The following is a 1,957-nucleotide window of genomic DNA, read 5'->3' on the forward strand; positions in this document are numbered from 1 at the left end:
TTGTATGAAAGGGTAATTAGTGATATCAAATTCAACGGATGGAAATTGAACGGACACGCTTTGGAAAATATCATTCACTAGCGACCCAACTGCATCCGAAATCAGGAAATATTTTGGCTTTTGTGGTGTGTCTTGGCTCATCTTTTTGCCTCCAATAATCAATATATTAAGTTTATTCTACCATATATAGGACGGGATAATTCCCTAGAACATAATAATTTGAATTCGAAATATAAATGTGCTATAATTATAATACTAATTCGAAATATAAAAACTTAAAAGATATTTTATTAAAAGGGAGCGTCAATTATGACAACAGATTTATTAGGTATTCACCATGTAACGGCTATTACCTCAAGCGCCGAAAAGAACTATCAATTTTATGCAGGTGTTTTGGGCATGCGTTTGGTTAAGAAAACAGTTAACCAAGATGACATTCATACTTACCATACTTTTTTCTCAGATGACGAAGGGAACGCGGGGACAGATTTAACATTTTTTGACTTCCCAAGCGTGCCAAGTGGTTACTATGGGACAAATTCAATTTCTCGTATTGGCTTGCGTGTACCAAATGATGCAGCATTATCTTACTACGAAGAACGGTTGAAATCATTTGATGTGAAGACTGAAGAAATTAAAGAAGTTTACGGAAAGAAAGTTTTACGCTTTGAAGACTTTGACGGTCAACGCCTTCAAATCTTCTCAGATGAAAACAACGAGGGTGTTGCGCCTGGTAAACCTTGGAAAAATGGTCCAGTCCCTAAAGATAAAGCCATCTATGGTTTAGGACCAATCGAAATTTCAGTATCTTACTATGAAGACTTTGGTAAAATTCTTGAACAAATCTATGGCATGAAACAATTGTCAGACGACGGCCAAGAAGCCTTATATGAAGTAGGCGAGGGCGGTAACGGGGGTCAAGTCATCCTACGAAAAGACTTAGTAACTCCACCAGGATTACAAGGATATGGTGAAGTACATCATGTGTCATTCCGTGTAGCTGACCACGATGCCATCCAACATTGGGTCGACAAGTATCAACAAATCGGTTTACCAAGTTCATGTTTAGTCGATCGTTTCTTCTTTGAAGCCTTATATGCACGTATCGGTGACATCTTGATCGAAATCTCGACTGATGGACCAGGTTTCATGGGTGACGAACCGTACGAAACATTGGGAGAGTCATTATCTCTACCACCATTCTTAGAAGAAAATCGTGCGCATATTGAGTCGCAAATCCGTCATTTCGACACAACACAGCCCAATGATTATGGCTTCAAATCGTAATCAATCCGTGTTAGAATAAGTAGGAACTGGAGTGATAACTATGAATTTTGTAGATGAGTCCATGCAAGTCCTACACGAAGCTGGTTTTAAATACACCAAAAAACGTGCTGACATGTTAAACGTCTTTGACGAAGAAGGGGCCTATTTCCTGAGCGCCAAAGAAGTGCAGCAACGATTAGAAAACTTATATCCGGGTATCTCATTTGATACCATTTACCGTAACTTAAAATTATTCGAAGACCACCACTTCCTTGAAACCTCTGAAGTCAACGGGGAGATGGTTTTTAGAAAACACTGTGATCCACATTTAGGACACCATCATCATTTTATCTGCACAAATTGTGGCAAGACGATTCCAATCAATTCTTGCCCCATGACATTCTTTGCCGATCAATTACCAGGCTGTGAAATCGTCAGCCATACCATTGAATTACAAGGACTTTGTAGAGAATGTCACTAAGGTAAAAATTTCTTGAAAAGGGGCTAGAGACGCATATCTAGCTTTTTTTTCGTAGTTAAAATCGCGGCTAATTGGGCTAGCATTTACCTGTAAATGACCGAGGCGATTTTCCCTTATTATTAGCCAAGACATGATCACTTTTGAACTACAGAATTTTCAACAAATTTACCTTGGGATAATTGACTTTATAAATATAATGGCGTATAATTT

General features: G+C 38.3%; 2 protein-coding genes. Both read left to right on the forward strand.

Going from position 1 to position 1,957, the window contains the following annotated elements:
- The first annotated feature begins 309 nt into the window (after positions 1–309).
- Positions 310–1,287 carry a VOC family protein gene (locus tag ACRCJ0_RS12955; RefSeq protein ID WP_431390688.1) on the forward strand — a complete coding sequence of 326 codons (978 nt, stop codon included), beginning with the start codon at positions 310–312 and terminating at the stop codon, positions 1,285–1,287.
- 40 nt (positions 1,288–1,327) lie between these two features.
- Entirely contained in the window at positions 1,328–1,747 is a 420-nt protein-coding gene (locus ACRCJ0_RS12960) for a Fur family transcriptional regulator (protein WP_417893599.1), read from the forward strand.
- Positions 1,748–1,957: the final 210 nt, after the last annotated feature.

Source organism: Aerococcus sp. L_32 (genome assembly GCF_050689315.1).

Coding starts and splice junctions, on each gene's coding strand:
- ACRCJ0_RS12955 (WP_431390688.1), top strand. CDS start 310: ATGACAACAGATTTATTAGGTATTCACCATGTAACGGCTATTACCTCA.
- ACRCJ0_RS12960 (WP_417893599.1), top strand. CDS start 1,328: ATGAATTTTGTAGATGAGTCCATGCAAGTCCTACACGAAGCTGGTTTT.